This is a genomic window from Luteimonas sp. 8-5, from assembly GCF_029763755.1.
Taxonomy (GTDB): domain Bacteria; phylum Pseudomonadota; class Gammaproteobacteria; order Xanthomonadales; family Xanthomonadaceae; genus Cognatiluteimonas.
The window spans coordinates 1-6,250 of the sequence record NZ_JARUVM010000125.1 but is presented as its reverse complement, the minus strand read 5'-3'; the positions used below and the strand labels follow the sequence as shown (position 1 = coordinate 6,250).

The following is a 6,250-nucleotide window of genomic DNA, read 5'->3' as shown; positions in this document are numbered from 1 at the left end:
CCGGCGGCGGCCAGCACCTCGCGCCGCAGCGCGGCGGTGTACGGCTCGCCGAAGTCGACGTGCAGCACTTCGCTGCCCGGCTCCTCGCAGATCGTGGAGATGCGGCCCCAGGTGTAGTCGATGATCTGGTCGGGACAGCCGAGCGCGCCCGGCGGATAGCGGGCGTCGATGCCGCCGACGGTGTTGAGCGCGAGCACGCGCCGGGCGCCGGCCTGCTGCAACGCAGCAAGGTTGGCGCGGTAGTTGATGCGGTGCGGGGGCACGCCGTGGCCCTCACCATGGCGCGCCAGGAAGCCGACCCGGCGCCCGGCCAGGGTGCCGATGCGGATCGGCCCGGACGGCGCTCCAAAGCGCGTGCGTGGCTCTACGGACGAGACGTCCTGCAGCTCGGCCAGGGCGTAGACGCCGGTCCCGCCGATGATGGCCAGGTCCATGCCGTTTCCAGCCAGGGGGGCGGTCATAGCGCGTAGATGGCGGGCAGGTTGCGGCCCTGCTCGTGGAAATCCATGCCGTAGCCGAACACGTAGCGGTCCGGCACCGTGAGGCCGACGTAGTCGGCGCACAGGCCGGCAACGCAGCGGTCGTGGTCCTTGACCACCATGGCCGCGATGCGCACGTCGCGCGCGCCCTGGCCGTCGCACCAGGTGCGCACGCCCGCCAGGGTGTGGCCCTCGTCGAGGATGTCGTCGACCAGCAGCACGCGGCGGCCGCGCAGCGGGGTGGCCGGGCGGTGCTTCCACACCAGCTCGCCGCCGGTGGTGGCGCCGCGATAGCGGGTGGCGTGCAGGTAGTCGAACTCCAGATCCAGGCCGCGCGCGCCGATCTCCAGCCCGAGCCGGGCGGCGAACGGCAGGCCGCCGTGCATCACGGTCAGGAACACCGGACGCGGGCCGTCGGCATAGTCGGCGACGATGCGCCCGGCCATCGTGGCGATCGCGCTTTCGATCGCCACGCGGTCGTGGATCATCTCGGCGCCGTCCAATGCCGTGGCGAGATCCGGGACGAGCTGCTCGTCCGGTGTCTGGTTCATGCCGATCCTCCCTCGAGACGCGATCTGGCCGCATCGTAGCGGACATCGGCGAGCAGGCCCTCCCAGGCCAGCGGGCCGCGGCCGATCAGGCCGATGAGCGCGGCGGTGTTGAGCGCCCTGCCCTCCACCGCTGCCAGCGACTCGGGCACCAACTCCGGATGGCAGACCAGGACAACGTCGCAGCCGGCGTCCAGGTGCGCATCGACGCGAGCCTTGATGCCGCCGGCGGAGAACGCGGCGGCCATGCCGATGTCGTCGGAGAACACGACGCCGCGGAAATGCATTTCGTGGCGCAGGATGTCCTGGATCCAGCGCTTGGAGTAGCCGGCCGGATCGGTGTCGACCTGCGGATAGACGACGTGGGCCATCATCACCGCGTCGGCCCCGGCGTCGATGCCGGCGGCGAACGGCACCAGGTCGAGTTCGCGAATCCGGTCGAGCGGGCGGTCGTCGACCGCGTCGTCGACGTGGGTGTCCTCGAGCACCGAGCCGTGGCCGGGGAAATGCTTGAGCGTGGCGGCCATGCCGGCGTCGTGCATGCCTTGCACGTAGGCGCGGGTGAAGGCGGCGACGACGTCCGGGTCGGCGGAGAAGGCGCGGTCGCCGATGGCGCGATTGCCGCGGCCCAGGTCGACCACGGGGGCGAAGCTGAGGTCGACTCCGCTTGCGCGCACTTCGCTGGCCATCAGCCAGGCGTGCTGGCGCGCGAGCTCCAGGGCGGCCGCGGGATCGGAGGCGTAGGCGCGGCCGAAACCGTCCAGGGACGGCAGCGCGCTGTAGCCGTCGCGGAACCGCTGCACGCGGCCGCCTTCCTGGTCGACGCAGACGAGCTGCGGGCGCGGGGCGGCTTCGCGGATCGATTGCGACAGTTCGGCCACCTGGGCGCGGGAGGCGAAGTTGCGGGCGAACAGGATCACGCCGGCGCAGGCGTCGTGCTGGAGCCAGTCGCGTTCCTGGTGGGTGAGTTCGGTGCCGGCTACGCCGATGACTAGCATCTGGGTTTCCTGTCGCGGCTTCCGCCGCTTCTACGGGGTGAACAGAGCGATGGATTCTACGTGGGCGGTGTGGGGGAACATGTCCATGACGCCGACTGCCTGGAGTTTCCAGCCGCGCTCGTTGACCAGGTATCCCGCGTCGCGGGCCAGCGAACCGGGGTGGCAGCTGACGTAGACGATGCGCTGCAGGCCCTTGAGCGGCAGCTGCTTGAGGACCACGTCGGCGCCGGAGCGCGGCGGGTCCAGCAGCAAACGGTCGAAGCCCTCGCGCATCCACGGCTGGCCGCGCAGGTCCTGGGCCAGGTCGGCGGCATGGAACTGCGCGTTCGGCAGGCCGTTGTGCGCGGCGTTCTCCCGGGCGCGCTGGACCAGCCCGCTGTCGCCTTCCACGCCGACGACCTCGCGCACGCGGCGCGCCAGCGGCAGGGTGAAGTTGCCCAGGCCGCAGAACAGGTCGAGCACGCGGTCGGCGGGCTGCGGATCGAGCAGCTCGAAGGCGCGGGCAATCATCTTCTCGTTGAGGCCGGCGTTGACCTGGATGAAATCCAGCGGGCGGAACTTCAGTTCGATGTCCCACGGCGCGAGCCGGAACGCGAGTTGCGGATCGGCCGGCCACAGCGGATGCACCGAGTCGATGCCGCCGGGCTGCAGGAAGATCGCGAAGCCGTGTTGCTGCGCGAACGCGACGAGCGCTTCGCGGTCGCGCGCCGACAGCGGCTGCAGGTGGCGGAACACCAGCGCGACGCCGCCGAAGTCCGGCGTCGGGTCGCCGGCGATGAACTCGATCTGCGGGATGTCGCGGCGTCCGTCCATGGCGTCGACCAGGGCCGAGAGCGCATCGATTTTCAGCCCAATCTGAGGGATGACGGTATGGCAGACGGACAGGTCGGCGACGAAGCGCGGATCCTGTTCGCGGAAACCGACCAAGGTCTTGTCCTTCTTTTCGACGCGCCGCACCGAGAAGCGGCCCTTGCGGCGATAGCCCCAGGCGGCATCGGTGAGCGGCGGCAGGATCGTCGCTGCGGAAACGTGGCCGATGCGTTCCAGGTTCTCCAGCAGCACGCGCTGCTTGGCGAGGATCTGCTTCGACTCGTCCAGGTGCTGCAGGGCGCAGCCGCCGCAGCCGCCGAAGTGCTGGCAGCGGGGCTCGACGCGATCGGGCGAAGCGGCCAGCACTTCCAGCGTTTTGGCTTCGTCGAAGCTGCGCTGGCGGCCGGTCTGCTGCACGCGCACGCGTTCGCCCGGCAATGCGCCGGCGACGAACACGGTCTTGCCCGCGTGGGCGTGGCCTTCGGGGCGGCGGGCGACGCCGCGGCCGTCATGGCTCAGGTCGAGGATTTCGAGCTCGAATGGGGTCTGGTCGATGCGGGCCAATTACTTCTGCTTCCAGCTGCCGCCGTCCTGGTACCACCAGCCGCTGCGGGCGCTGGCGATCCACTGGCGGGCGAAGACGTCGCGGATTTGCGATTCCCATTCCGGGTGGCCATTGGCGACGGCGACTTCGCGGTACACGGCGTTGCGGTCGCGGTTGTCGTCGGCCACCGCCTGGTTGATGGCGACGCGGTCCTTGAGCGCGAGCTTGCCCGGGTCGCGGACGACGACCAGGCCGTCGCTGCCGAAGCCCAGCGCACCGGAATCGAAGCCCGCGCGCAGGGTGCTGTTGAAGCGCGCCTCCATGCGGGCCTGGATCGCCTGGATGGCGGGCGTGCGGATGGTGATGTCGGGCGCGGACTGGGCATGCGCGGTCCCGATGCCGACCAGCATCAGCGGGTCGAAGTCGAACGACGGGCCACGCATCGCCATGCCACCGTCATTGCCGGCATCCGGGACGGGGGCGGCTTCCTCGCCGATCACCTTTTCGACGAACTGGCGGGCCGCTTCCCTGGCTTCGGCGGCGGGGAAGTACACGTTGATGGTGACGCAGGCGGTGAGCGCGGCGGCGGCGAGCGGAACGGTGATCCAGCGGTTCATCCTCGTCTCCTCGACATGGACTGGCGTTTGAAGGGCGTCATTGTACGACCGGGGCGACCTCGCCCCTGCCGGCGGCCACCAGGCGCTCGAGCAGGGTCGGCCAGTCGACCAGGCGGTTGTAGCCGACCACGATCAGGCGCGGCAGGCCGGCGCCCTCGACGATGGTGAATCCCGCGCCGGCGGCCCGCAGCCCGCCCATCAGGCAGACCTGGTTGGCCAAGCGGCAGGAAATGCCGATGTCGCGGTAGCCGAAGTCGTCGAACAGGCCGATCAGGCGGCCCTGCAGGCTGCCCGCGAACGAGGCGTCACCGACGCTGGAAATGTCCTGAACGGCGCGTTGACTGATGCGCTGCCGGATGCCGGCGCGGCGCGCGGCCTGGCGGTCGGTATGCAGCTCGGCGTCGAAGGCGGTCGGGGTCCAGTCGACCAGGCGCAGGCCTGCGATGCGGCCGTCGAGCTTGCCGGCGATGCTGCCGAAGCCGAACACGCCGGTGAGCGCCTGCAGGTCGATGTCGTCCAGGGCCAGGTCGGCGGTGACCGAGGGCGCGACGCCGAACGGGCGCTCCAGTGCCAGCGACGACACCTGCACGGTGCCGCCGAACAGCTGCATGGCCAGGCCGCCGTCGAAATCCAGGCGCTGGTCCTGGTAGCGCGCCGTGGGGATGCGGCCACTGAGTTCGCCTTCGAACGCGGGCAGGCCCAGGGTTCGTGCGAGCCTGCCGATGTCGAGGCGGTCCAGGGCCAGGCCGAACTGCAGGCGCATGCCCTCGCCCGCCGCGGGCGGACGCAACACCAGGTCCTCGAAACGCAGGCTGCCGCCGAAGGCCTGCACAGCGACGGCTTCGCGCAAGCGCAGCTCGCCGTTGCCGCTGCGTAGCGGTAGATGCGCCTCGCCGAACGGGAGGCCGTACAACTGGCCGCCGCGCCAGTGCAGTGCGCTGTCGACCGCCTCGTTCGCGGAGAACGTGGCCGTGCCGTCGAGGCCTTCGAAACGGACGCGGCCGCGTTCGTCCGTCATGTCGACGTGGTGCAGCACGGCGCCGGCTTGCTGCAGGCGTCCGCCGGAGATGCGCACATCGAGTTCGAGCGCGCCGGTCATGTCGAGGCCGGACAAGCCGGCCAGGCCGAGCCAGCCGGAGAGATAGCGGTCGCGCAGTGGCGCGAGGTCGCCGCTGCGCAGGTGCAGGTCCAGCGCGTAGACGCTGTCGCCTGCCAGCGCGAAGCTGCCTGCGACGTTCAGCGCGGTGTCGTCGCGCCAGGCGAACGCGGGGAACGCCCAGTCGGCGCCAAGTGGCTTGTTGCCCTGCAGGCGCAGCTGGACCGGTGACGATGGCAAGGCAACGTAGGCGTTGCCGGCGAGGAACTCGCCGCCGAGCAGGTTGCCTTCGAGATCGAAGCGCGTGGCAGCGCGTGTTCCGCCGGCACGGTAGTCGACGACGAAGCGGCCACCGAGTCCCTGCCCCGCGATGCTCGCGTCGGGCGTGTCGACAGCGGCGCCATCGACGGCGACGGTGCCGGCGACCTGCAAGGCTTCGCCTTCGGGCGCGCGGACCCGCAGCTTGGCGTCGAGGGTGCCGCCCTGCAGTTGTGCTTCGGGCCAGGCCTGGGCGAGCAGTGCGCGGGCCCAGGCCAGCGGTACGCGGGTGATGTCGATCGTGGTGAGATCAGGCGTCGTTGCGCGCCTGCGCAATTCAAGCCTGCCATGGCCCTGCGCGAGGGTGGCGTCGGTACCTTGCGCATCGAAGGCGACGGCAAGGTGGAAGGCACGGCCCTTGCCGCTGCGCAATGGTCCTTCGCAGCGCCAGGCACCACCGTCGCCGCGCTGCAATGGGCAATGCCATTCCAGGTCACGGTAACGGTAGCCGAGGTCGGGGGCCTCCACCCTGCCCGCGCGCAACGTGAGGTCGCCGCTGTCGTCGCCGGGCGCCCAGGCCAGGCGGACCTGTACCTGGTGCAGCGTGGCCACGGCGGTGTCGATGCGCTCGATGCGGGCTTCGGCCACGCGCGTTGCCGCCATCGCCGGCACGCCGGTAGCGCCCAGGACGGCAAGCGCGCACAGCAGGGTTAGCATCGGCCGCAGCATGGACGAGAGCATACCGACCACGGATGGCCGGGCGATGAAGCAAGTGCCGCGCATCCTGCTGGTGGAGGACGACCCGGTCACCCAGGCCTACCTGGCGGCCGTGCTCGAGGCGTTGCCGGCGACGGTGGATGCCGTGGCCAGTGCCGGCGAGGCGATGCGGGCGGTGTCGGG

5 protein-coding genes and 2 pseudogenes are annotated in these 6,250 nt (G+C 70.8%); 1 reads left to right on the top strand and 6 read right to left on the bottom strand.

Going from position 1 to position 6,250, the window contains the following annotated elements:
• The 6 genes and pseudogenes from QAA18_RS11500 to QAA18_RS11475 form a co-directional block, all read right to left on the bottom strand.
• Positions 1–449 (bottom strand): annotated as a pseudogene (locus QAA18_RS11500) (S-methyl-5'-thioadenosine phosphorylase); the annotation flags it as partial.
• Between the two features lie 8 nt (positions 450–457).
• Complete coding sequence (locus tag QAA18_RS11495) at positions 458–1,030, bottom strand: hypoxanthine-guanine phosphoribosyltransferase (RefSeq protein ID WP_279413108.1); 573 nt, start codon at positions 1,028–1,030, stop codon at positions 458–460.
• The gene (gene nagZ / locus QAA18_RS11490) at positions 1,027–2,025 is read right to left on the bottom strand and encodes a beta-N-acetylhexosaminidase (protein ID WP_279413107.1); all 999 of its coding nucleotides are present in this window, start codon (positions 2,023–2,025) and stop codon (positions 1,027–1,029) included. The genes QAA18_RS11495 and nagZ overlap by 4 nt, the downstream gene beginning before the upstream one ends.
• 30 nt (positions 2,026–2,055) lie before the next feature.
• The gene (rlmD, locus tag QAA18_RS11485; protein ID WP_279413105.1) at positions 2,056–3,399 is read right to left on the bottom strand and encodes a 23S rRNA (uracil(1939)-C(5))-methyltransferase RlmD; all 1,344 of its coding nucleotides are present in this window, start codon (positions 3,397–3,399) and stop codon (positions 2,056–2,058) included.
• Positions 3,400–3,996 carry a YdbL family protein gene (locus tag QAA18_RS11480; protein ID WP_279413104.1) on the bottom strand — a complete coding sequence of 199 codons (597 nt, stop codon included), beginning with the start codon at positions 3,994–3,996 and terminating at the stop codon, positions 3,400–3,402.
• Positions 3,997–4,033: 37 nt separating this feature from the next.
• Positions 4,034–6,079 carry a DUF748 domain-containing protein gene (locus QAA18_RS11475; protein WP_279413103.1) on the bottom strand — a complete coding sequence of 682 codons (2,046 nt, stop codon included), beginning with the start codon at positions 6,077–6,079 and terminating at the stop codon, positions 4,034–4,036.
• Positions 6,080–6,113: 34 nt separating this feature from the next.
• Here QAA18_RS11475 and QAA18_RS11470 point away from each other — a divergent pair.
• A pseudogene (locus QAA18_RS11470) lies at positions 6,114–6,250 on the top strand (transcriptional regulator); the annotation flags it as partial.

What these genes read in the sequence shown, in the direction of transcription:
- QAA18_RS11480 (WP_279413104.1), bottom strand. Translation starts at nt 3,996, where the DNA reads ATGAACCGCTGGATCACCGTTCCGCTCGCCGCCGCCGCGCTCACCGCC.
- QAA18_RS11495 (WP_279413108.1), bottom strand. Translation starts at nt 1,030, where the DNA reads ATGAACCAGACACCGGACGAGCAGCTCGTCCCGGATCTCGCCACGGCA.
- nagZ (WP_279413107.1), bottom strand. Translation starts at nt 2,025, where the DNA reads ATGCTAGTCATCGGCGTAGCCGGCACCGAACTCACCCACCAGGAACGC.
- QAA18_RS11475 (WP_279413103.1), bottom strand. Translation starts at nt 6,079, where the DNA reads ATGCTGCGGCCGATGCTAACCCTGCTGTGCGCGCTTGCCGTCCTGGGC.